Source organism: Bacillus bingmayongensis (genome assembly GCF_000299035.1).
Taxonomy (GTDB): domain Bacteria; phylum Bacillota; class Bacilli; order Bacillales; family Bacillaceae_G; genus Bacillus_A; species Bacillus_A bingmayongensis.
Map to the genome: position 1 here is coordinate 69301 of NZ_AKCS01000005.1, position 22302 is coordinate 91602.

Sequence of the window (22302 nt, forward strand, 5' to 3'; positions counted from 1 at the left end):
AGATGATGCATAGAAGGGGTGTTCATTTTTATGAAAGAAAATGAAAAAGTAATCATGGAAAAGGGAATTCATACGGATTTTAAAGAAAATATGACATATGGAGAGTATTTACAATTAGATAGTTTGCTAGGAAGTCAAAAAAGGCTTTCCGATCATCATGATGAAATGTTATTTATTGTCATTCACCAAGCAAGTGAACTTTGGATGAAGTTGATTTTACATGAGCTTAGCGCAGCGATTGAATCTATTCAAAATGAAAGGTTGGCACCAGCTTTTAAAATGCTTGCGCGTGTTTCAAAAATTCAATCACAAATTATTCAATCTTGGGATATTCTTGCAACGCTTACACCATCTGAATATATCGAGTTTCGTGATTCACTCGGTCAAGCATCGGGATTCCAGTCTTACCAATACCGTATGATTGAATACGCACTTGGCTATAAAACACCGCACGCATTAAAAATTTATGAAAAAGATCCAGAGCTGCATGCTCGCTTGCATAAAGCGCTGCATTCGCCAAGTCTTTACGATGTTGCAATTCAGGCACTTGTAAAAGAGGGATTCCCAATTCACAAAGATGTACTAAATCGTGATATTACACAGCCTTATGAAGAAGATGCGACTGTTGAAGCAGCATGGCTAGAAGTATATTCTGATGTGAAGAAATATTGGGATTTATATCAACTTGCAGAAAAGTTAATTGATATTGAAGACTGGCTCCAGCAGTGGCGATTCCGTCATATGAAAACTGTAGAACGCATTATTGGTCATAAAATGGGAACGGGTGGATCGTCTGGTGTCTCTTATTTAAAGCGTGTTCTTGATCAATGCTTTTTCCCTGAACTTTGGAATGTGCGGACGAAGTTATAAAAAGTCAGTAGCTCTTATTAAGGTGACTAAGAAGTTCTATCTTTATCATTCTTGTTTAATAAAGTGTTATCTAATTAAGATTTTTAAATAATTAATAAAAAAGACCCTTCAAATAAATGAAAGGTCTTTTTTCGTATGGAATTCCATCAATGTAAAGATGTTTAATGAAGCAGATCATATATTGTTACTAGACAAATGTAAGAACAAATGAAACGGTTTAGCTAGGTGAAGAGAAACATATACTAGCACAAAAGAGTATCACACTTTTAAAACAAGGTTATAATTGAAAAATTGCTAATAGCGTTGGTTTTATTTATAGAAGAACGTTTTTGTTATCTTTAGAATAAGATATATAGATGTTATAAAAGTTGGTTAGAGGGAGGGAAGTCAAAATAGGAAAAAATACTGTTTCTTATTTATTTCAAATAAGGAAGTGAAAGAATGGAAGAGTTAAAAGAACTAAAACAACTTAATCAAAAAATAGATAGCTTAAAGTCAGAGCAAAAAGAGATAATGCGTGATATCCGAAATTTAGAAACGCGCACTACTATAAATGAAAAAGATATTGCGACAATAAATAAGCAATTAGAGAAAATTAGTATGAACACAACTTGGATTTTGCGAATTATTATCGGGGCAGTTGTAATGGGGATTTTAGGCTTAGTGATGAAAGGTACATTGTAATACAACAACGGATTTAAAGTACAGATATTATTGTGAAAAAAGAGGGACAAGCGTCTCTCTTTTTATTTTATGAATGATGAAGAGATTTTTTAAAAAGGAAAAAATAGTAGCTATTGATAATTAGTATTACTTATAATAAAAATTATTAATACATACTTGGAATGAATACCAAATATTCTCGATGTAAAACATATTGTCTAAGAAGATATGTAAAGACTATTAGAAAAGGTAAGTATTTGGAGGAATAAATATTGGATTTTCACACGTTAGAAAATATGTTTAAACTGAAGAAAGTCAATGCATTTCTTGTATTTCAACGAGGTGAGTTGACTACGAGATACTATAAAACAAAAGAATGCGCACAAAATTTATATAAAATTAATTCAATCACTAAAAGTATCATATCTATTCTAATTGGTATTGCGATAGATAAAAGTTATATAAATAACATACATACACCTATTACAAAATGGATTCCAAATGTACCAAAAGAAAAGAAAGAATTAACTATTTATCACTTGTTAACAATGACAACTGGTGAAGAGTGGAAGGAGTTCGGGAATGGAGTCGTATTTCCTAATGATTTTGTGGAATCAGACGATTGGGTAAAATACATTTTACAGAAACCATTAATAGAAGAAATGGGTACGAAAATGAATTATAACTCAGGTTCTTCCCATCTGTTAAGCTATATTTTACAAGCCGCAACAAGAATGTCGACTGAACAATTTGCGAAGAAATATTTATTTGAGCCATTACATATTGCTGAATATGAGTGGCAACAAGATCCCCAAGGAATTCATGTCGGTGGATTTGGTATGAAAATGAAGGTCGATGACTTATTAACATTAGGACTGTTATGTTTGCAAAATGGATTTTGGGATGGAAATAAAATTGTATCGGCAAGATGGATTGAAGAGTCGAGTGTAGCTCGGTTTCAAACATATGAGCATGTCGGAGCATATGGGTATCACTGGTGGGTGTTAGATAACGAAAGATTTCACATACCGTATTCTATGTATTTTGCAATGGGGTATGGTGGGCAATATATTATTATTATGCCACAGTTAGAACTTGTAGCAGTAATAAGCAGTCAAATGCCAAAGCGTGGGTTAGTACCGCTTAAATTATTTATAGAGCATTTACAAGAGTTTTCATAAACTCTTGTTTTTTATGTGAATGTAAAGTTAAATGGTAATAAAAAGGGGAATATTAGCGCTAAATGAATACACTCTAAGTTTTGAGTGAAAGAATAAATAAAAATATGAAAGTTGTAATGGTGAACTAATAAGTAATAGTTCATTTGCTGGTTGAGGTTTACATTGTTAGAAAAATAAAATTCTACTAATTATGAGTAGAATTTTATTTTTCTTTATTAATTTTAATATTTTTGTATTATAAAATTACGATTAAAAAGGAGATGAAATATGACAAAAATAAAAATTATGTGGAGTCTACTCGTTCTGTTGCTACCATTAACATCTTGTGACATATCAGATAAAGAAATTGAGAAAAAAGCACAGGCTTATGCAAAGTCTTATTATGGTATTTCTGTTAAGCTAAATCAAGTTGAAACACATGGGGACGGAAAGAATTTATTTGGCCCAGAAACGAGAACTGCTTATGTAAAACAATTAGAAAACCCAAATCTGGAATTCCAACTTAAGGTTGATGGCCAAATTTCTCCTAAAGTAACTAATGATAACTATAAACTAAAAAAAGAAGCAAATGACTTACTAGAGAAATATAAAAAATATAATGCCAAATTGTTAAATAACAATATATTTTTATTTGATCAAATGGAAACGGGAAATGTCGTTTTTGATAAAAAAATTGTTGAGGAAGCAACTAAGAAAAATTCGAATCATTATTTTACAGCGGTTTTTAAAAGTAACGTTTTTTTAGATTTAAACAACTCTTCACATATGGAAGAATTAGCTCAAATTGCAAGGAATATACAAAGTTTTAATAAAACAATTGAACAGAGTAAGTGTAGAATTGAAGATATGAAAATTATTTTACCAGATGCTGATGAGAACTTAATACATAATCTTGTAGTAGATTATGTATTAACAGCTGAAGAAGCAAAAAAAGCTCTTGAGAAGAGAGAAACGTATGTAAAAGCTTTGCAGTATACAAATGATAAACAAAAAGAGGGAATCGAATGATTCCCTCTTTTTGTTTATTGCATGAATGAACGTCAAGAATTGAAGAAACAAAAGAAAATAGGTGGGAAAACTGTCCGTGAAATCTGGATTGGTTTACTAACCATCAGTGTAGAAGAATGCATGCTGATGGAACCCCATTTTAACTACTACTTTTCTGAAATGTAATCTTCAAAAACTTCTCCGTTCTTGTATCAAACTCTACATCAACAAAAACCCCATACTCTTTTCCATCTTCACGCAGCCATAATTTAAATTTTTCAGTTGTTATATTCACCGTCTTCGGCTTTCTCCCAATATGAAGGTAATCAATAATTTGTGCTGTTGGATATTTTTCTTTCGTTTTTTCTACCGCAAGTTTACCCCATTTTGCATAGGGTGGTTGTGCGTGAACAACAGATGAATGGGTATATGTATTGCAATATGCTGTAGCAAATACAATTCCTAATACGAAACATGCAAAAATACGCTTCATAATAAACTCCTTTTATTCGTTTTCCTTATTGTATACATGCAGTCTAAATCATATAAGTTTGGATTTTTTTGTCTTTTTTACATAAAAGCGTTTTATTTACAAAACATAACCATGAAATCATTACTACAAATAAGGAGGGAACTATATGCGTCATACAGTTATTTTTAAAATACTGATTTTATTTGTATTAATCGGTATATCTATAATTGTAAGTAGCGGGCAAACGAGAAATGTCCAAGCCTTTTCTAATCAAGTAATTCAAAGGGGTGCCTCTGGAGAAGATGTCATTGAATTACAGTCTCGATTGAAATATAACGGATTTTATAAAGGAAAAGTTGATGGTGTATTTGGTTGGGGTACATATTGGGCACTGCGAAACTTCCAACAAAAGTTTGGTTTACCTGTTGATGGCTTAGCGGGGGCTAAGACGAAGCAGATGCTCGTGAAAGCAACAAAATATAAGAAACCGACTGGTGGACAAAGTAATAAGCCACCCAAAAATATAGGTTCAAATGTACCAAATGGTTATTCAAAAAATGACATCCAATTAATGGCGAATGCTGTATATGGTGAATCTCGTGGTGAACCGTATTTAGGACAAGTTGCAGTTGCTGCAGTTATTTTAAACCGTGTAACGAGTCCATCTTTTCCTAATACAGTATCTGGCGTTATCTTTGAGCCTCGAGCTTTTACTGCGGTTGCGGATGGACAAATTTATTTAACACCAAATGAAACAGCTAAAAAAGCAGTATTAGATGCTATTAACGGCTGGGATCCTACTGGAAATGCACTGTATTATTTCAATCCAGATACCGCAACGAGTAAATGGATTTGGACTCGACCACAAATTAAAAAAATTGGAAAACACATTTTCTGTAAATAGAGTGGAGGTGAAAAAATGTTACGAGGTATCATAATTGTATTGTTAACAATTGGTGTAGTAGGAACAGGATATTGGGGTTATAAAGAACATCAAGAAAAAAATGCAGTACTGATTCGAGCTGAAAACAGCTACCAGCGAGCTTTTCATGATTTAACATATGAAGTTGATTTATTACACGATAAAATTGGAACAACACTCGCAATGAATTCACGTACATCATTATCACCGGCATTATCAGATGTATGGCGTCTAACATCGGAAGCTCGTTCTGATGTAGGACAATTACCTTTAACATTAATGCCGTTTAATAAAACAGAGGAATTTCTAGCGAATATTGGTGATTTTAGTTATCGTACTGCAATTCGCGATTTAGAGAAAGAGCCTTTAAACGATCAAGAGTATAAAGCATTGCAAAATTTATATTCAAATGCAGGGGATATTCAAGACGAGCTTCGAAAAGTACAACATCTTGTTTTAAAAAATAATTTACGTTGGATGGATGTAGAACTTGCGCTTGCATCAAATAAAGATCCAGCAGATAACACGATAATAGATGGATTTAAAACGGTTGAGAAAAATGTAACATCCTATTCTTCAACTAACTTTGGTCCGACCTTTACAAGCTTACAAAAGGAGAAAAAGGGCGGATTTCAAGCAGAAGGCAAAGCAATTTCAAAAGATGAAGCAGCAAAAATTGCAAAATCGTTTTTAAATTTAAAAGGCAATGAAAAAGTAGAAGTTGAGAAAAGTGGAAAAGGTGCGAAAGAATCCTTTTATAGTGTAAAGATTCAAGATCCTAAAACAAAGAATGAATTTTATATGGATATTACCGAAAAAGGTGGATATCCAATTTGGGTGATGAATGACCGTGAGATTAAGGAACCGAAAATTAGTTTGAATGACGCAGGAAGTAAAGGATTAACATTCTTAAAGGACCATAAGTTTACCAATATGGAGCTGTATGATAGTTCACAATACGATAATATCGGTGTGTTTACCTACGTTGTTAATGAAAATAATGTGCGTATTTATCCAGAAGCAATTCAAATGAAAATTGCTTTAGATGATGGATCAATTGTTGGTTTTTCAGCAAAAGATTATTTAGCATCACATCAAAAGCGGACCATTCCAACTGCAACATTAACGGCCGCGGATGCAAGAAAGAAAATTAATCCAGATGTAAAAGTAATGGAAGAGCGTCAAGCGGTTATTGTAAATGACGTGCATAAGGAAGTACTGTGCTATGAATTTATTGGTACACTAGGAAAAGATACGTACCAAATTTTTATTAATGCGAATGACGGAAGAGAAGAAAAAGTGAAAAAGATGCAGGCTATCGAAAAAATTTATGATTAAACATCAATGATAAAGTGGTGAGAATAATGAAAATTCTTATATACATGCTTATGATTTGTTTTGCTGTTACAGGATGTAGTGTTGGGAAGCAAAATAATGCTCAAGAAAAACAAGAGCAACAAAATATTTCCATGAGAAACGTTAATTATAAGGCAGATCAAAACAGGCCAAATGAAAAGGTAGCAGACCATTTAGCATCTTTAGCTTCTAGTATACCAGGGGTGAAAGATGCAACAGCGGTAGTTGTAGGAAAATATGCAGTTGTCGGTATAGATGTAAAAGCGAAATTGGATCGTTCTCGAGTGGAATCAATCAAGTATTCTGTTGCTGAAAGCTTAAAACATGATCCAAATGGTGCAAATGCAGTTGTTGTAGCAGATGTTGATACGTATGAACGATTAAAGCAAATGGGGAATCAAATTAGACATGGAAAAGCTGGCGAAGGAATTCTTGATGAACTTGCTGCAATTGTTGGACGTGTTATGCCACAAGTACCAAATGATATGATAGAAAATAAAGAAACGAATCCAATTAAAGAAAATGACAAACAATTACCGAAAAATGAGGAAAACCAATTAAGAAAAGAACAAGAAGATCAATCGAATACTCATCTTAAAAGATAACAAAAACATCTCGTGCTATATGGCGCGAGATGTTTTTGTTAATTATTAATATTCGGTTTATTGAAAGAGGAATATATGATTTAATAATAATGAGGAAGTTACAATAGTTCAACAATATATAAAATTATATAAAACCATCTGAAAATGATGAAAAATAATTAACAAAGAAGGAGGTTTACATATAAAACAAGGAAATGAAAATTCAGCTAACTATAAACAAACTTTTGCATGGAAAGGAAATACACCGTAATCATTTGCTGAGATTATCTTTTTAGATGGAAGAGTACGTTCCAAGTCACAGCAAGGATTAAGTGAGTAATGAGAAGAAATGGGGAAATGAAAATGAATTTGCAAGCAGAAGATATTCAACTTATTCCATATGATGAAAAATATAAAGAAATCATAGAAGCATTTATTTTACCTAGTGAACAAATTCAGTTTACAGCAAAACCGATTGACTTGCTTGAAAAAGCTAAAAAAGATGTAACTCGAAATGTTGTTGTAATTATGGCAAATCATACACCAGTAGGAATTTTTGCATTGCAATCAGGAGCAAGGGTAGCTGAATATACAGATAATCCTAATGCTTTACTTTTAGTTGCTTTTTCTATCAATTACGAGAAACAAGGAAAAGGGTATGCGAAAAAGGGATTAACATTATTAAATGACTTTGTAGCATCCTATTTTCCGAATAAAAATGAAATTGTACTAGCTGTAAACGAACGGAATATTCCTGCTCAAAAGTTGTATTTACAAGTAGGTTTTGAAGATAGAGGTCAAAGAAGAATGGGCCCGATCGGAAGACAACTTGTTTTATACTTACCATTAGAAAAGTAAATAATTATAGTAAAAAAGCTTACTGCAAAAATATTTTATGCAGTAGGCTTTTTTATTATTTTAACCGAGAAGACCCCCTCCTCTAAACGAAGTGAAGGTGGGGGTAGTTCAATGATATCGTTTCGAAACAATAAATTCTACAAATGGAATAATAATGAATGAAGAACAAAGTGCAATAAATAAAGGGAGATTACGAATATCATCAAGTGAGTATAAGGTAGAAAATCCTTCTGACCAAATCAATAAAATAAACATAATAGCGACTAATACAAAATATCCAATTTTGAAACTTTTATATGTAATTTGTTGTCCCATTTCATCTTGACTTTCTTTCGAAACACCATTTGGATCTCCCCATGTAATATGATTCATTAAATAACTAATTATTAAAGAGCCCGCAAAAATGGTCCCTCCGAGAATAGTTCCTTCAGTCATATATTTATATGTGCTATATATGAGTATTCCAAATAATGATAGTACAATAATAATAAAAATAAACTTATTCTGATTCATCTGATTCACCCCTTTATACGTGTAAAAAACTCTTTACACGTAATAGTATAAAAATGGTAGAGAATAATGTCAAATATATTTTACACAAATGAAGGGATTTATAAAAATTCACTATTGATTTCTCATTGTAGAAACAAATATCAAAAAATAAAAAGGAAAAAGATTTTTATTTGACTTGAATGTCAAAGTTATGAGCCGCATATATTGGGAAGGGATGTCAGATTAAATTAGGGGGGTATATATGTCCGTACATTTAAAAGCTGGTGCAGATGCTGGGAATAACGGTTTGAAGTTAATGGTGAAAGGTCAAAAGCCGATTTATATTCCGAGTATTTATTCACTATATATTGGAGAGTCGACAGGTTTATTAGATGAAGAGGAGGTGCAGATGTCAGAATTAGAAAATCATATTGATGTAACAATTAGTTCTCCATCTCTCATGTTAAATAATGTCCGTTACATTGTTGGTCAAAAAGTTATCAATGATCAGCTGAAAGGGACAGAAGTGGAGAAGAAGTCTGATAAATCTACAGATGAATTGATGCTTCTTACGATTTTATCTGGTTTGGCAATTAGTGCTATGCGCCATAACCCAAATTCCAATCATATCAATATTCGATATGATTTATCAGTTGCGCTACCGATGCAAATTATTACGCAAGAAATAGCAGCAGAAAATTCCAAACGTTATATGGGAAATCATAAAGTTATATTTCATTATCCAAATGGAAGAAATGTTATGATAAATGTTTCTGTTGAGTTTTGCAAATGTTTACCTGAAGGAGCATCCGGTACTTGGGGGATTGTGTACGATGAAGACGGAAATGTTTTAAAACATAAAGTTGAAAGCGAAAAAAATGCAATTACTGAGGTTGATTTCGTTGACAAGACATTATTGTCTTTCGATATTGGTGCTGGTACAACTGAAGAAGTTGTTTCATTTGGAGTGAATTTTAGACCGCAATTAAGTAAAGGATTGTCCTATGGAGTTAAAGAAACTTTATTGCAGATTATTACAAGATGGAATAGGAAGCATCCGAAAAAAACAATAGATAGTATTACAGAGTTTAATCAAATTTATTTAAATGAGAAACACCCAAGGCATGCTCTACTAGTAGAAGAGTCCCAACAAGCACTTTTAGGATTAGCCGCACGAGTTGCAACGGATATCATTAATAAAATTGATGATATGAAAGATGATCCATATGTATTTATCTATGGTGGTGGAGCGGTTATCATTAAAAATAGTTTGCAACTTATTTTAAAACAAAAAGGTCGTTTAAAAAATGTAATATTTGTAGATAATCCTCTATTTACAAATGCACGTGGATTATTAGTTTACACGTGTTCACCACGATATAGAGAACATAAACAAAAAGAATTAGGGTTTACGAATTTAACAATTAGTTAGTTGGTGTGAGTATGGGGCGCAAGCGTTATAAACGTGGCGATCGGATAAAAATACATTTAAATAAGTCTGTATCTCCTGAAATGATTGATTGGATTAATAAGCAATCTGATGTAACAAGCTTTTTCTTATACGGTGTCCAGCAATTGTTTAAACAAGTGGGACATATTGATGTATCTAAAACATTACCAACCAGTCATGCTTTTTCCATGTATATGGAACCTACGTCTATGTTTAAAATTGAAGTGAATCCTTTTCAAAAAGTAACCATGAGAAAGAAAGAATTTGTTGAACGTGTAGAGAATAAGCCTTGGGAATGTATTGATCAAATAGATTGCCCCTTCTTTTAAAACATATAAAAGAATATTTAAGACCCTCCACTGTACATATGGATTAAGTGGAGGGTCTTTTTTGCTCGTATTTAAAAAGTTAATATTAGAATACGATATCGTATTAGATACGATTAGTGAAGAAGTTCAAGAGAAAAGCTTTCAAATTTTAAAGAAAAAATGGTGTTCTTATTTCTATTGTGCATCCACCTATTGAAGAAGAAAGGGATTAAAGGATATAAAAAGACTTTTATGGTTACAGCCTAATAGAAAGCAATTACAAGAATTAAGCCGGCTCATTCAAATTGGTAAAATAAAATCAATTAGTCAGGGTTTTTTGTAAAAATTTTTTTGAAGTATATCAGGGAGTTCCAGAAAAGAGAGACCAGATAATAGAAGGAACTGAAATTATCAGAGTATTCAGATTTTTATTGAGAAATAGCGGAATCTCCCTATCTAAATTTAATATCTGTTATTGTTTAAATTAAGCATAGTAAAATATAAATAGAAGAGGGGGATATTATGTTTGTCCAAATAAAGGGAAATGAACAAGTTACAAATCTTTTAAATCAATGGTATCACTTAATGATCCAGCAGCAAGTTGTTTCGGCAAGCCAAATAAAAAAAGAAATCGATAAAAAAATTAATGATATAGAAGAGTCAAATTTATTGCTGTATTATGCTCTTTTAGATTTCCGATATAAAGTTTTAACAGATATTTTAAATATAACTCCGACAAGTTTTGAAAAAATCGATTCATTAGAAATTCCAAAAGGTAATTCCTTATCTTATTATTATCATTTTTTCAAAGCAATTCATGCCACACTTCTTACAAATAACAATGAGGCTATGGAACACTATGAAAAAGCTGAAGGATTATTAAAACTTATACCAGATGATTGTGAAAAAGCCGAATTTAACTATCGAATTTCTTCTTTTTATCTCCATACTTATCAGCCATTAGAAGCAATTAAACATGTAATGAAAGCAAAAGAATTTTTCACTAAAAAATCAGGATACGAGAATAATACAGCAGCTTGTGATAACATTCTAGGTGCAGCCTGTATCGATATTAAGCAATTTCCACAGGCGGAAGAAAGTTTTAATTCGGCTATAAACATTCTAAGTAAACAAAATGAAGAAACATTAATTTTAAAAGTACGAAGTAATTTAGGGTTATTATATGCGAGCCAAAATTTATCTACTTTAGCAATAAGACATTTATCCGAGGTTAATCATAAAATCCCTAATCAATTCAGAACTTTGTATCTAGAAGCTAAAGAACACTTTAAATTAGGTGAAACAAATATTGCTGAAGAAATTATTAAAAAAGGATTGGATATTTGTAATACAATAGACAATGAGGAATATAAACATCATTTTGTAATTTTAGATGGGCTTAATAAAAATGTATCAGCCGAAAAACTTGAAGAAACAATTATTAAGGGAATTAATTACTTTAATAAAGAACAACTTTTTAATTACACACAAGAATATGCAAGTATATTAGCAGTTAAGTTTTATGAAGAAGATAACCATTTCAAAGCAAGTAAATATTTCTACCTTAGCCATGAAGCTAAAGGTAAAAAATTCGAAAAAGGAGCGTTAAAATAATGAAAAAAATCACATCGATTATCACAGGTCTTGTGTTTACCTTCATTGTAACATGTGGATTGAATATTTCTTCAGAAACACATCAAGCAACTAAAGATATCTCATCTAAATCAAATACTCCTATTGTCCAGTACAGTCATGCAGAAACATGGTAATAAAAAAGAGTGAAATAATTAAATAAACTTTTTAATAACATAATTAGAGCGCAAGGACTTGTATGTATGAATCCTTGCGTTTCTTATCTCTATGATCTTTATTTTATTAACCTGTCTATACAAACTATCCCATTGGAAAGATTTCCGTTCATTGTTGTATAGTCCACTTTCTCATATGCTAGCTGTTTAAAATCCTTCATCCATCCCTTTACTCGTTCTTCATGATGTTGACGCAAAATATCTCCATCTGGTAATTCAAATACACCGTATGTGTGTCAAGTTGTTGCTTCACTCAAAACAGCTCAAATGGAGCTACCGATTGAATACATAGAAATGCTAGGTTTTTCATTGTATATATATGGAAAAATAGTTTTTATATTAATAAGGGGAGAAGCATCCCTTTTCTACACCGCATCTTTCATCATAACCAACCTTTTTCATCGGCAATACGAATAGCATGAAATCTTGATTCAGCTTCAAATTTTTGAATGGCAGATGATAAATAATTTCTAACAGTTCCGTTTGTTACATTGAATACCGGCTGTATGTAATAGCTCACGAACGTGAGTAAATTCGTTTTCGATTGATATATATTTCATATCAGTAACAAGTTTACGCACTTGTTTTGATGCAAAGCGTGATGTATCTAGAATATCGTTTAATTCTCGTTTTGCTTGTGGTGGCTCCTTTTCTATTAATCTTATTGTCAGTTCACTTTTCACTTTAATCATTGTTAATGTTTGTCCGAGTGTATCGTGAAGGTCTCTCGCGATTCGGTGTCTTTCTTCTTCTTGAATATATCTTTCAATTTGAGAGTTTACGGCGTTTAGCTCTTTCTGTAAAGACTTTGCTTTTTCATGAATTTGGATGACAAATGGCTGTACAAGTTAAAGAATAAAGGTAGAAGAAAAGAGAATTGTCAACAAAACTTTATCAACTATGTAATATTTCATAATTGATAGACAATTCAAATGATGTAGTTTACAGTATCTTTAAGTTAATAAATGTGATAGAGAATTGGAGATCCACACTATATAACCTTCGCGAATTGCGTAGGTATATCTTTGTGAATCTTTTTTCTATTACATAAAAAGGGGGTAAAAATGAAAGCGTTTTATTAGAGGGGTAGAAAAAAGAAAAGGGGATGTAAAATGAGAAGATTATTTTGGGGATTATTAATTTTATGTTTTATCGCTTCGAGTGTAATGCTGCCAATGCCAACGCACGCAGAGGAGGGAAAGAAGAATAACAATCCTATTATTTTAGTACATGGTTTTACGGGATGGGGAAGAGATGAATTGTTGGGTGTAAAGTATTGGGGTGGTGTACATGATATTCAAGAGAATTTAAAGAGGAATGGATACAATGTACATACCGCCGCCGTTGGGCCATTATCAAGTAACTGGGACCGTGCTTGTGAATTATATGCTGAAATTAATGGTGGAACAGTAGATTATGGAGCAGCACATGCGGAGAAACATGGACACGATCGATATGGTAGAACATATACAGGGTCTGTTCAAAATTGGAATGAAACAAATAAGGTTCATTTAGTAGGACATAGCATGGGTGGTCAAACGATACGCGCGCTCGTTCAATTATTGAAAGAAGGAAATCAAGAGGAGAGGGAGTATGCAAAACAACATGCAGATGTGAAGATGTCTCCATTGTTCCATGGCGGAAAATCATATGTTCATAGTGTAACGACATTGGCAACGCCTCATAACGGGACGACACTTGCAGATGGAAGTTTACTTCTGCCAGCCGTAAAGCAATTACTAGTTGCAACTGCTGGAATTGGAGAAAATAACAATCTATCACTATACGACTTTAAATTGGATCAATGGGGAATTAAAAAGAAAGCCGGAGAGTCATTTCTTCAATATTCAAATCGTGTGTTAAATAGTTCCATTTGGAATGGGACGAAAGATATAAGTCAATGGGATTTAAGTACAGACGGAGCGAGAGAATTGAATGAATGGGTAAAAGCGCAACCAGACGTATATTATTTTTCTTACAGTGGACATGCAACACAAGCAACTCCTATAACAGGGCTTCACTTACCGCACATCACAATGAATAAAACGTTAATGGGGAATGCAATTTTCTTAGGATCATATGAAAGGTATGAACAAAATCAACCATTCATTGATTCATCTTGGTGGCAAAATGACGGTGTGGTAAATACAAGTTCGATGGTAGGGCCATCAACTGATACAATCATAAATAATAATAGTGCACCAGAGATTGGAAAATGGAATCATATTGAGACAAAACAAAATTGGGATCACCTTGATATGGTTGGACTAAGTGTTTCGGACTCATTAGGTTTTTCTGATATTAATACTTTTTACCGGACAATTGTTGAAAAGTTATCCAATTTACCAAAATAACTGAATTCATATTTATATTGAAAAGCAAGAACTCCCTCAAAGTATGGTGAGGGAGTTTTTACTTCGTGAATTGTATCGTATCTTTGGAGTATAATGGAGCTAACATTAAAATAGCATAGTAGTTTGAGGTGATGATATGAGAGTTAACGTGGTGATATCTGGATATGGAACTGTTGGTAAAGAGTTTGTGAGATTGGTATTGGAGAAATGTTCATATATAAAAGAGATGTACGGAATTGAACTTGTCATTACTGGAATTATTGGAAGTACAGTCAATCTTTATAATGACAAGGGCTTACATATTAAAGAACTATTAATTTATGGTACTGGTTCTTATGCATTAGAGAAATATATCAAACACTATCCACTTGATAAAACTGAAAAAATTCTTTTTGGTGATGTATTAATAGAATCTACACCAACAAATTTTCAAACTGGCGAGCCTGGAAGAACATACATTGAAACAGCGATTGAAAATCAAATGGATGTAGTAACTATTTCGAAAGGGGCACTTGTTACCGCGTGGAAAGAAATAAAAGAAAAAGCAAAACTAGCAAACGTACGTATTCGTTATAGCGGGGCAACTGCAGCTGCACTCCCTACTTTAGATATTGGACAATTTAGTTTAGCTGGATGTCAAATTGAAAGCATAGAAGGTATTTTAAATGGAACGACAAATTATATTCTTACAGAGATGTATGAAAAAGATGTAACATTCCAGGAAGCATTACATCAAGCACAGCAAAAAGGAATAGCTGAAACAGCCCCGTCATTAGATGTAAGTGGAATGGATAGTGCTTGTAAACTATTATTATTGGCAAATAGTTTGTTGCGAGTAGAATGTTCATTGAATTGTATATCTATAAAAGGTATAGAGAGTGTTACGAAACAAGATATACTGAAAGCGAAAGAACAAGGTAAATCTCTAAAACTAATAGCAAAAGCATATAAAGATTATTCAGGAAATCTTAAACTTGAAGTCTGCCCGTGTGAAATAGGGAAAGAACATTCGTTGGCTCATGTAAATGGAACGGAAAAAGGAATCACTTTTCATACTGATACGATGGGAAAAGTTACTTCAACCGGAGGAGCTTCGAGCCCAAGAGGAGCAGCGGCAGCGGCTTTAAAAGATTTGATTAATTTATATCGAACAGATATATGATGAAAAAGAAGAGCGGTTTTGAATTGACAAGAGGAACTAAGTAGCACGAATCATAGTAGAAATACGTATTGACAAATAATTATTTTTGTGTTATAATTAAATATTTTATGATTGACCTTATTTTCTCTAATGTGATACATTTTAGTAAGAATAATAACTACATTATGTATCGAGGAGGAAGTGTAACATGAAAATAGGAAATGGTCTAGCGGTTTTGAAATTAAAAATTCAAGGATTTGAATTAAATCCAACATTACTTTGGGATGAAAAAGAAGCTATATTGGTCGATACTGGTATGCCAGGACAATTGAAACAAATTCGTGATGTGATGAATGATGTTGGCGTGCCTTTCGAACAATTACAAGCAGTCATTTTAACACATCAGGATATAGATCATATTGGGAGTCTTCCTGAAATACAACAAAAAGCAGATCAACCTATTGAAGTGTACGCACATGAATTAGATAAGCCGTATATTGAAGGACAAGTGCATTTAATGAAAACAAATCCAAGTAAAATGAGTAAAGACCAATGGGATGCACTTCCGGAAGTTATGCAATTTCTATATAAAAATCCACCTATAGCAAAAGTAAATCAAACATTAAAAGATGGACAAAGTTTACCCTTTTTCGGAGGTATTAAAGTAATTCATACACCAGGGCATACTCCGGGACATATTAGTTTATATAGTGAAAAACATAAATCATTAATTGCAGGTGACGCAATGGTATGTGTTGATGGAAACTTAAAAGGGCCCGTCCCGCAAACGACACCAGATATGGAAATAGCTACAGAATCGCTTAGAAGATTTTTAGAGTTTGATATTGAGACTGTAATTTGTTACCACGGTGGTGTTTGTAATTTAAATGTTAAAGAGCAGATTGAACAGTTAGTGGGAATAGATGAATAATATTTTATAAAAAATACAGATTGTAACTATTATTTGTAATTTATATATTTATTGGGGGTCTTATAATGTCATTTTCACAGTTATTACGCAAAGAAGTTAATCCAATTTGGGAGGCAAGCTTTAACCATCCGTTTGTCACAAAACTAGGAGATGGAACGCTAGATTTAGCTAGTTTCCGCTATTATGTACTGCAAGATTCATATTATTTAAGTCATTTCGCAAGAATCCAAACGTTAGGGGCGGCAAAAGCTACTGAATTAGAAACGACAGCTCGCATGGCGCATCATGCACAAAATACATACCAAGCTGAATTATCGTTACATGAGAATTTTGCAAAAAAATTAGGAATTACTGAAGATGAAAAAGAATCATTCGTTCCTGCACCGACGGCTTATGCGTATACATCACATATGTATCGCGCTGCCTATGAAGGACATTTAGGGGATATTATTGCAGTGATTTTACCTTGCTATTGGCTTTATTATGAAATTGGTGAACGTTTGAAAGAATGTCAACCTGAAGAACCAATTTACCAAGAGTGGATTTCCGCATACGGCTCTGACTGGTTCCGTACTTTAGTAGAAGAGCAAATTGCACGATTAGATGCAATTGCTGAAACAGTAACAGAAGCTGATCGTAAGCGTATGAAACAACATTTTGTAATTAGCAGCCAGTATGAATATTCATTTTGGGAGATGGCTTACACATTAGAAAAGTGGCCAGTGGAAGAAAAGGGAGAAGGTGTAAGTCTGTAAGGAAAAGATATTACTCACATTGCAAAAGTAACTGTGGATTACAAAAAATGGCTAACTTAGTTTAGTCATTTTTTTGTGTACAAAAATATTCTACGTTTTAGAAAAATTAAATTCAGTAATTAGTTGCGGACATATTATAAAAAAATTACACAATAAAAAGAGGGAGAGTATGATTTTTATTGAAGATTCTTAGGAGGGAAATAGCTGTAAAGAAAATTGTTACTCTCTATTCATCTTGCAATAATTGGAATATCGATTGATATACTTCAAATTTAGCAAATCATTCACTTTTTCTCGAAAGCTTTCTTAGGGATAAGAAGTTAATTAAAGGAAATAATCAACAAACGTATTTTTAGAAAATGTATCTACCTAGGTTGTACGATAGTTATAAAAATTTAATATTGGAGGAATCGAAAAATATGAGGACGAGAAAACGAATAGGGAATAAATTATTACTTGTAAGTACAATTTTTGCGATAAGCATTCCGACTGTTATATATGCGGAAGAAACAACTACACATACGAAATTCTCCATCGCACCTGGTTTGAATGAGATGAAAAATACAGATGAACTGAAAACAAGTTTTTATCCTGATTTATTTATGAATTCGTATAATAATCCATTATTCAGCCAGCAATTAACCTCAATGTTAAAAGAAACAAACACAAATATTAAGGAAGTAGAAAATACCAGCGATGAAACCCCTTTTATATCTACTACTCTTAAATTTATTCGTGATATGAATACTGAAAATTATAAATCTGCATTTGATTTAACTTCTCGATCTTTGCAAAAGGTAATATCTGAAAAATGGTTGGAAAACTATTGGAAGGGACTCCCGCTACAATTACAAGCAGGTCATTTTATTGGAATCGGGGAAGTGAAACAAAAAGAAACAAATTCCGTTCATACAAATGTAGAAATCGGATTAATTTTTGAACAATTCACTGTGCCTTTACTAATTAAATTGAATCCATCTGGAAAAATAGATGATTTTCAACTTAGCATGTCGTTTAGTTCTGTTGCAGAACGCCCATCATATAGTAAGCCTGAATCATTTGTTGAAAAAGAAGTAGTAGTTGGAAGTGGCGCGTTTCCATTACCAGGAACATTGTCTGTTCCGAAGGGGGCTGGACCTTTTCCAGTGGTTATTCTTGTTCAAGGATCTGGAGCCAGTGATAAGGATGAAACTGCTTTTGCATTAAAACCGTTTCGTGATCTAGCTGAAGGTCTTGCTTCAAAAGGAATTGCTGTCCTTCGTTATAATAAACGAACGTACGAACATACCTTAAAAACACAATTAAGCCCTTTTTACACAGTTGATAAAGAGACAACAGATGATGCCCTCCTTGCGACTCGTTTTCTGCAAAATCAACCAGGGATAGACAAGAATCAAATTTATATTCTCGGCCATAGCCAAGGTGGAATGATGGTCCCGCAAATGATTGAAAAAGATCAAAACAAAAACATTGCTGGGGCAATTGTGATGGGAGGGCCAGCTCGCACGATCCAAGATGTTGTTTTAGATCAATTTGATTACTTGTTTTCTATTGGAGGAATGAAACCTGAAGAATATAAGTTTTACAAATCGCAATTTGAATTATTAAATGATCCTAATTTCTCTAGCCAGAATCCTCCAAAAGATTTTTATTTAGGCTCACCAGTATTTTGGGATTCTATCCGTAAAATTAAAGCAGCAGAAATGTCCAGGGAACAAAAGACACCGCTTTTTATTATTCAAGGAGAAAGGGACTATCAAGTTCAATCCAAAATTGAAATCCCCCTTTGGAAAGAACAACTTAAAAATCGTGATAATATAGATTATCGACTTTATCCAAAGTTAAATCACTTCTTTACAGAAGGGGATGGGGAATTGAGTAAACCAGAAGAATATAATAGACCTGCCAATATTCCTGAATATGTTATAAATGATATTGCTACTTGGGTGCAAGGAAGATCGAAATAAAAAATAGGAACAGTATCATTTAATAACGATTTTCTACATTTAAGATAAAATCATTTTTTTTTGAAAAACACATATAATCATAGTATGATGTAAGCAACTATAAAGAACGGAGGGATTTACCTAATGGCATTTTCCAGATTCCGAATGGATACTTTGAGCTGCTAATTGAATAGTGCTACAAAGGCTCTGCCTGTGCGCAGGGTAATCGGAATTGGTCTGCCTAATTTAAGGTAAACCCTATTTGGGTGACGTAAAAAGAGAACGAAACTACTCTCTTTTTGATGTCTTTAAAAATATAATAAACAATGTCATATGATTCAGAAACATTTTTATTTTTTGATAAAGTTTTCTAGGTGATAAGATGTGAATCATAAATTATTTTATTCTATCTATAGACCATTCATAGGACTGAGAAAACCTTTATTTATAAACAAGAGGGTTCTTTCTGTTTATTTGTAATAGCTTATTCCGTTTACGTAAAACACAGGCAACTAGCCTGTGTTTTTGTGCTTATATGAAGAAATTTAAAGGAGTGTTTATCTATGAGAAATGTAAATGAACAGAAAAGTATAGAAGAAATTTTAAAGATCGCTGAAAAGAATGGCTTACAATTGAATAAAGAAAGCGCTGAATTAAACGAATCAGGAATGGACTTTCAAGTGGTGTTCGCTACTGATGAACAGGGGAGTTCATGGGTGCTTCGCAAACCAAGAAGAGCAGATGTCATTGAAAGAGGAGCGTTAGAATGGAAAATACTAGGGCTTGTTCAAAAGTATTTACCTGTTGCAGTACCAAACTGGAAAATCAATACAACAGAATTAATTGCGTATCCATTAGTAAAGGGTGATCCTGCTGCTGTGATTGATTTAGAAATACAAAATTATGTGTGGCGCATTCAAAATAATCCACCATCTATAACGTTTGTTCGATCTTTAGCAGAATCGCTTGTTGCCTTGCATTCGATTGATCATAATGAGGCGAATAAACATGGAATTGAAGTTCTTCAACCTGCTGAAGCAAAGCAATTGTTAATAGACAGGATGCATCAAATAAAGTCGCAACTTGGTGTGTCAGGTGAACTATGGGAGCGCTGGCAAAAATGGCTTGCAGATAAAACGTATTGGCCAAAGCATTCTGCATTTGTTCATGGCGATTTACATCCGCCGCATATTTTAGTTGATAAAAATACCAAAGTAACCGGTCTGCTAGATTGGACGGAAGCGAAAGTAACGGATCCAGCTACGGACTTTACTCTTTATCTCACAATCTTTGGAGAGGATAATTTGAAAGTATTGTTAAACGAATATGAAAAAGCAGGAGGAAAAGTTTGGCCGAGAATGTTTGAACACATTATTGAACTTGGTGCTGCTTATCCGGTGATGATTGGATTATTTGCTCTTCAGACGAAGGAGGAAGCACATTTGAAGATGGCGCGTGGAGCTTTGGGAGTGAATGAGAAATAGTAAATATGCTATCGTGTGAAGTATATGCGTTATGAGTGAAAGTATAATCGTATTAAAATGGTATCTTCAAGTCTCGGATCTCTTGTTCATCACACCCTTGCAGATATGAAAATAATGACAAGCATCCCTGCTAGGTAGGGGCAGGGATGCAAGGGTAAAGAAGGCTATTTATTATTTATCGAATTAAGTCGAATTCGATAAATTAATAATATCACTAAATATTAGGAAAGCAGCATGACAGATGTGTCTGAATTATAAATATAATATGAATAAATTTTAACAGTACTCCAACAGAAGTCCCCTTACTCAAACACGCGCAGGACATAGTACATGTGGTAGGAAGGGGATGAATGTCGGTCTTGCAAAGCACGAAGTTTCTATTTCCTTTTTATGTAACTTTATTCAAAATCCCGCTAATTTATAAATCAGCGGGATTTGTCATTTCTTTATATAAATGTAGTTATCTATTGTCATTTATAGCTTTGTTTTTTTGTTTACTTTTTGGCATGAATAGGATTAAGATATCTTTTAGGAATGTTATTATTTCATTGAGCGTTAACCTATGCAAAATACATTTATGCTATACTTTTTCAGAAGTGAGTAATATGTTATAAAAAAATAAAATTTGCTATATAGAAGGTAGAAAGATAGCTGAAAGGGGTGGAGAATTGTGAAGAAACTTGATGTGCTATTAATGGTGCTCAGCTGCCTGTTTCCGATTGCAGGAATTATGAAACAAATCCCTCTAGAATTGTCATTGTATATAGGTGGATTATTATTTTTAACTAGTTTAGGAAGTTATTATGCAAAACGAATGCATTCACGAATATTTAGTTGGATAGCTTATACTATATTTATCACATTCTTGCTGGCGATTTGGGATCAATACGTAACAATGAGCTCCTTAGTAGCAAATGCAAAAATTGCTGCATGTATTGCGATAATTCCGTTATTATTCCGATTTCGTACCTATGCAATTACCTTAGGATTACTTGCATTATGGGGGGCGTTACTATGGGATATAAAACAAATCCAATCATTAGTAGTTCTTCAGCGTATTACGAACTTACTGACAGCAGAACGATTGTATCTGCTTCTGCTAGTAGTAGGCTTTTTATTTGGTGGATTCCTTGCAAACGCACTACATCGTGAAAATAGTAATGAAAAACAAGAAAAAACAAACCTATTCAAACAAAAAAAGAAACGAATCAAACCGAAATTTAAGATTCGTATTCCGAGTTTACCACGATTGAAAGTGAAGATGCCAAAGTTCAGTCGAAAATCTTCTAACTCAAAAGAAACACGTCCGTATGAACCAAATCGTGAAGAACGAGCACAAACGTATCATACAACGCAAACAGAGCACCAACATCATGAAGTTGAAACACCACAAGGTCAAACAAGGATGGAACGAAGAAAAAATCGTTATAAAGTATAGAGAATGTTTTTATATAAATAGCTGAACCCGAAATGCTCCTTCATACAATTGATGGGGCATTTAGCGTTTTTCACTGTATAATAATTAACATATGAATAGCTTAATTATCGAAGAGTTTTATTTAGAAGAATAACGATAAGAAAGGAATATTATGAGCAAATTAAGTAAGTGTTTACGAATGATAGAATTGTTACAAGCAAGAGGAAAAATGCAAATTCGAGAATTAGCTGAAGAATTAGAAGTTAAAGAAAGAATGCTTGTGGTATCCTACTGAAAAAAATTCAAAACAGATTATAAGAAGG

22 protein-coding genes and 4 pseudogenes are annotated in these 22302 nt (G+C 33.1%); 22 read left to right on the plus strand and 4 right to left on the minus strand.

The features are described 5' to 3' along the window. Positions 1-30: 30 nt before the first annotated feature. The 5 genes from kynA to Y7E_RS34000 all read left to right on the plus strand — a co-directional run bounded on the left by kynA (position 31) and on the right by Y7E_RS34000 (position 3887). Positions 31-870, plus strand: a complete 840-nt coding sequence (gene kynA, locus Y7E_RS0100410) for a tryptophan 2,3-dioxygenase (protein WP_017149338.1) — start codon at positions 31-33, stop codon at positions 868-870. A gap of 441 nt (positions 871-1311) precedes the next feature. Next, on the plus strand, positions 1312-1554 hold the full coding sequence (locus tag Y7E_RS0100415) for a hemolysin XhlA family protein (RefSeq protein ID WP_017149339.1): 243 nt from the start codon (positions 1312-1314) through the stop codon (positions 1552-1554). Between the two features lie 251 nt (positions 1555-1805). Beyond that, positions 1806-2714 carry a serine hydrolase domain-containing protein gene (locus Y7E_RS0100420; RefSeq protein ID WP_017149340.1) on the plus strand — a complete coding sequence of 303 codons (909 nt, stop codon included), beginning with the start codon at positions 1806-1808 and terminating at the stop codon, positions 2712-2714. 267 nt (positions 2715-2981) lie between these two features. Further along, positions 2982-3722 carry a hypothetical protein gene (locus tag Y7E_RS0100425; protein WP_017149341.1) on the plus strand — a complete coding sequence of 247 codons (741 nt, stop codon included), beginning with the start codon at positions 2982-2984 and terminating at the stop codon, positions 3720-3722. Between the two features lie 21 nt (positions 3723-3743). After that, positions 3744-3887 carry a hypothetical protein gene (locus Y7E_RS34000; RefSeq protein ID WP_017149342.1) on the plus strand — a complete coding sequence of 48 codons (144 nt, stop codon included), beginning with the start codon at positions 3744-3746 and terminating at the stop codon, positions 3885-3887. Here Y7E_RS34000 and Y7E_RS0100435 read toward each other — a convergent pair. Further along, a complete protein-coding gene (locus Y7E_RS0100435) occupies positions 3862-4194 on the minus strand; it encodes a YqzG/YhdC family protein (protein WP_017149343.1) in 333 nt (110 codons plus the stop codon). The genes Y7E_RS34000 and Y7E_RS0100435 overlap by 26 nt on opposite strands. 145 nt (positions 4195-4339) lie before the next feature. Between Y7E_RS0100435 and sleB the strand changes: the two genes are divergently transcribed. The 4 genes from sleB to Y7E_RS0100455 all read left to right on the plus strand — a co-directional run bounded on the left by sleB (position 4340) and on the right by Y7E_RS0100455 (position 7893). Continuing rightward, on the plus strand, positions 4340-5077 hold the full coding sequence (gene sleB / locus Y7E_RS0100440; protein ID WP_017149344.1) for a spore cortex-lytic enzyme: 738 nt from the start codon (positions 4340-4342) through the stop codon (positions 5075-5077). Between the two features lie 15 nt (positions 5078-5092). Then, complete coding sequence (gene ypeB, locus Y7E_RS0100445; protein WP_017149345.1) at positions 5093-6433, plus strand: germination protein YpeB; 1341 nt, start codon at positions 5093-5095, stop codon at positions 6431-6433. Between the two features lie 26 nt (positions 6434-6459). Further along, a complete protein-coding gene (locus Y7E_RS0100450; protein ID WP_017149346.1) occupies positions 6460-7056 on the plus strand; it encodes a YhcN/YlaJ family sporulation lipoprotein in 597 nt (198 codons plus the stop codon). A 342-nt stretch (positions 7057-7398) separates the two neighbouring features. Next, the gene (locus Y7E_RS0100455; RefSeq protein WP_017149347.1) at positions 7399-7893 is read left to right on the plus strand and encodes a GNAT family N-acetyltransferase; all 495 of its coding nucleotides are present in this window, start codon (positions 7399-7401) and stop codon (positions 7891-7893) included. Between the two features lie 108 nt (positions 7894-8001). Here the strand turns inward: Y7E_RS0100455 and Y7E_RS0100460 are convergent, their stop codons facing one another. After that, positions 8002-8406 carry a hypothetical protein gene (locus tag Y7E_RS0100460; protein ID WP_017149348.1) on the minus strand — a complete coding sequence of 135 codons (405 nt, stop codon included), beginning with the start codon at positions 8404-8406 and terminating at the stop codon, positions 8002-8004. Positions 8407-8647: 241 nt separating this feature from the next. Here Y7E_RS0100460 and Y7E_RS0100465 point away from each other — a divergent pair, with 241 nt between their 5' ends. The 5 genes and pseudogenes from Y7E_RS0100465 to Y7E_RS32465 all read left to right on the plus strand — a co-directional run bounded on the left by Y7E_RS0100465 (position 8648) and on the right by Y7E_RS32465 (position 11912). Further along, complete coding sequence (locus Y7E_RS0100465) at positions 8648-9817, plus strand: ParM/StbA family protein (protein WP_017149349.1); 1170 nt, start codon at positions 8648-8650, stop codon at positions 9815-9817. A gap of 11 nt (positions 9818-9828) precedes the next feature. Then, positions 9829-10164 (plus strand): hypothetical protein, encoded by a 336-nt coding sequence (locus Y7E_RS0100470; protein ID WP_017149350.1) that lies wholly within the window; start codon positions 9829-9831, stop codon positions 10162-10164. A gap of 70 nt (positions 10165-10234) precedes the next feature. Continuing rightward, a pseudogene (locus Y7E_RS34005) lies at positions 10235-10468 on the plus strand (zinc-binding dehydrogenase); the annotation flags it as partial. Positions 10469-10665: 197 nt separating this feature from the next. After that, positions 10666-11757, plus strand: a complete 1092-nt coding sequence (locus Y7E_RS0100480) for a response regulator aspartate phosphatase (RefSeq protein ID WP_017149351.1) — start codon at positions 10666-10668, stop codon at positions 11755-11757. Beyond that, positions 11757-11912: a Phr family secreted Rap phosphatase inhibitor gene (locus Y7E_RS32465; protein ID WP_017149352.1), complete on the plus strand. Its 156-nt coding sequence runs from the start codon at positions 11757-11759 to the stop codon at positions 11910-11912. Before Y7E_RS0100480 ends, Y7E_RS32465 begins: the two co-directional genes overlap by 1 nt. A gap of 421 nt (positions 11913-12333) precedes the next feature. Here the strand turns inward: Y7E_RS32465 and Y7E_RS31155 are convergent. Both Y7E_RS31155 and Y7E_RS28830 read right to left on the minus strand, forming a co-directional pair. Continuing rightward, a pseudogene (locus Y7E_RS31155) lies at positions 12334-12441 on the minus strand (DNA-binding response regulator); the annotation flags it as partial. Position 12442: 1 nt separating this feature from the next. Then, a pseudogene (locus Y7E_RS28830) lies at positions 12443-12799 on the minus strand (sensor histidine kinase); the annotation flags it as partial. Between the two features lie 318 nt (positions 12800-13117). Between Y7E_RS28830 and Y7E_RS0100500 the strand changes: the two are divergent. The 8 genes and pseudogenes from Y7E_RS0100500 to Y7E_RS33065 form a co-directional block, all read left to right on the plus strand. Further along, positions 13118-14305 (plus strand): esterase/lipase family protein, encoded by a 1188-nt coding sequence (locus Y7E_RS0100500; RefSeq protein ID WP_087957750.1) that lies wholly within the window; start codon positions 13118-13120, stop codon positions 14303-14305. Positions 14306-14441: 136 nt separating this feature from the next. Further along, the gene (locus Y7E_RS0100505) at positions 14442-15467 is read left to right on the plus strand and encodes a homoserine dehydrogenase (protein ID WP_026049028.1); all 1026 of its coding nucleotides are present in this window, start codon (positions 14442-14444) and stop codon (positions 15465-15467) included. Between the two features lie 187 nt (positions 15468-15654). Next, positions 15655-16377, plus strand: coding sequence for an MBL fold metallo-hydrolase (locus tag Y7E_RS0100510; protein ID WP_017149357.1), 723 nt, complete (start codon positions 15655-15657; stop codon positions 16375-16377). Positions 16378-16442: 65 nt separating this feature from the next. After that, a complete protein-coding gene (gene tenA / locus Y7E_RS0100515; protein ID WP_017149358.1) occupies positions 16443-17132 on the plus strand; it encodes a thiaminase II in 690 nt (229 codons plus the stop codon). A 419-nt stretch (positions 17133-17551) separates the two neighbouring features. Next, positions 17552-19099, plus strand: coding sequence for an alpha/beta hydrolase (locus Y7E_RS0100520; protein WP_017149359.1), 1548 nt, complete (start codon positions 17552-17554; stop codon positions 19097-19099). Positions 19100-19641: 542 nt separating this feature from the next. Next, on the plus strand, positions 19642-20562 hold the full coding sequence (locus Y7E_RS0100525; RefSeq protein WP_017149360.1) for a macrolide 2'-phosphotransferase: 921 nt from the start codon (positions 19642-19644) through the stop codon (positions 20560-20562). Between the two features lie 670 nt (positions 20563-21232). Beyond that, entirely contained in the window at positions 21233-22000 is a 768-nt protein-coding gene (locus tag Y7E_RS0100530) for a DUF3959 family protein (RefSeq protein WP_017149361.1), read from the plus strand. Positions 22001-22151: 151 nt separating this feature from the next. Then, positions 22152-22259, plus strand: a pseudogene (locus Y7E_RS33065) (helix-turn-helix transcriptional regulator); the annotation flags it as partial. Positions 22260-22302 lie beyond the last annotated feature (43 nt).

Excerpts from the sequence above, each read along its gene's own strand:
- Y7E_RS0100505 (WP_026049028.1), top strand. The coding sequence starts at position 14,442 with ATGAGAGTTAACGTGGTGATATCTGGATATGGAACTGTTGGTAAAGAG.
- tenA (WP_017149358.1), top strand. The coding sequence starts at position 16,443 with ATGTCATTTTCACAGTTATTACGCAAAGAAGTTAATCCAATTTGGGAG.
- Y7E_RS0100415 (WP_017149339.1), top strand. The coding sequence starts at position 1,312 with ATGGAAGAGTTAAAAGAACTAAAACAACTTAATCAAAAAATAGATAGC.
- kynA (WP_017149338.1), top strand. The coding sequence starts at position 31 with ATGAAAGAAAATGAAAAAGTAATCATGGAAAAGGGAATTCATACGGAT.
- Y7E_RS34000 (WP_017149342.1), top strand. The coding sequence starts at position 3,744 with ATGAATGAACGTCAAGAATTGAAGAAACAAAAGAAAATAGGTGGGAAA.
- Y7E_RS0100520 (WP_017149359.1), top strand. The coding sequence starts at position 17,552 with ATGAGGACGAGAAAACGAATAGGGAATAAATTATTACTTGTAAGTACA.
- Y7E_RS0100465 (WP_017149349.1), top strand. The coding sequence starts at position 8,648 with ATGTCCGTACATTTAAAAGCTGGTGCAGATGCTGGGAATAACGGTTTG.
- Y7E_RS0100525 (WP_017149360.1), top strand. The coding sequence starts at position 19,642 with ATGAGAAATGTAAATGAACAGAAAAGTATAGAAGAAATTTTAAAGATC.
- Y7E_RS0100510 (WP_017149357.1), top strand. The coding sequence starts at position 15,655 with ATGAAAATAGGAAATGGTCTAGCGGTTTTGAAATTAAAAATTCAAGGA.
- Y7E_RS0100435 (WP_017149343.1), bottom strand. The coding sequence starts at position 4,194 with ATGAAGCGTATTTTTGCATGTTTCGTATTAGGAATTGTATTTGCTACA.
- Y7E_RS0100455 (WP_017149347.1), top strand. The coding sequence starts at position 7,399 with ATGAATTTGCAAGCAGAAGATATTCAACTTATTCCATATGATGAAAAA.
- Y7E_RS32465 (WP_017149352.1), top strand. The coding sequence starts at position 11,757 with ATGAAAAAAATCACATCGATTATCACAGGTCTTGTGTTTACCTTCATT.
- Y7E_RS0100460 (WP_017149348.1), bottom strand. The coding sequence starts at position 8,406 with ATGAATCAGAATAAGTTTATTTTTATTATTATTGTACTATCATTATTT.
- sleB (WP_017149344.1), top strand. The coding sequence starts at position 4,340 with ATGCGTCATACAGTTATTTTTAAAATACTGATTTTATTTGTATTAATC.
- Y7E_RS0100425 (WP_017149341.1), top strand. The coding sequence starts at position 2,982 with ATGACAAAAATAAAAATTATGTGGAGTCTACTCGTTCTGTTGCTACCA.
- Y7E_RS0100450 (WP_017149346.1), top strand. The coding sequence starts at position 6,460 with ATGAAAATTCTTATATACATGCTTATGATTTGTTTTGCTGTTACAGGA.
- Y7E_RS0100470 (WP_017149350.1), top strand. The coding sequence starts at position 9,829 with ATGGGGCGCAAGCGTTATAAACGTGGCGATCGGATAAAAATACATTTA.
- Y7E_RS0100480 (WP_017149351.1), top strand. The coding sequence starts at position 10,666 with ATGTTTGTCCAAATAAAGGGAAATGAACAAGTTACAAATCTTTTAAAT.
- Y7E_RS0100500 (WP_087957750.1), top strand. The coding sequence starts at position 13,118 with ATGCTGCCAATGCCAACGCACGCAGAGGAGGGAAAGAAGAATAACAAT.
- ypeB (WP_017149345.1), top strand. The coding sequence starts at position 5,093 with ATGTTACGAGGTATCATAATTGTATTGTTAACAATTGGTGTAGTAGGA.